Raw genomic sequence first — 436 nt, forward strand, 5'->3', positions numbered from 1 at the left:
AGCTTGTGACAGCCAGGGGTGAAGTCGAGTCTTGAACAGCGTCGACATACTTCCGAGCGAGAACGATTCAGTCGTCGCGGCGTAGATGACGATGGCCGGGACGTTCGGGAAGATTCGCTCTCCGAGCGTATCGGTCGCAAGGCCACACTGTTCGCCTGCTCGAGCGAGTAGACAGTGACTCATTGAGTGAAGGAGGGTGTAGACCGCATCAGTAATTTCGTCTTCGATGTCGTCGAACGGATTCTCGATTTCTGTAGTTGCGACATTCGTAAGGAACCACTCTTGTAGCGCCTGTTCGTCGTCAACATCTGGAATCGCTCGTCGACTATCATCGTCTGCATCTTCGCGAAGAATTCCGTTCGCCACCAGCCAATTCACGATGGCTTTCCGATCCACCTCTAACACGATTGCCTCTGATGGGGATCGGTCTGCGAAT

The 436-nt window shown here is 53.7% G+C and carries 1 pseudogene; it reads right to left on the reverse strand.

Annotated elements, in window-relative coordinates:
* Window positions 1–396 (reverse strand): annotated as a pseudogene (locus DVK06_RS17995) (hypothetical protein); the annotation flags it as partial.
* Between the last annotated feature and the right edge of the window lie 40 nt (window positions 397–436).

Origin of the sequence: Halorubrum sp. Atlit-28R (assembly GCF_003665955.1) — an archaeon.
Taxonomy (GTDB): Archaea; Halobacteriota; Halobacteria; order Halobacteriales; family Haloferacaceae; genus Halorubrum; species Halorubrum tropicale.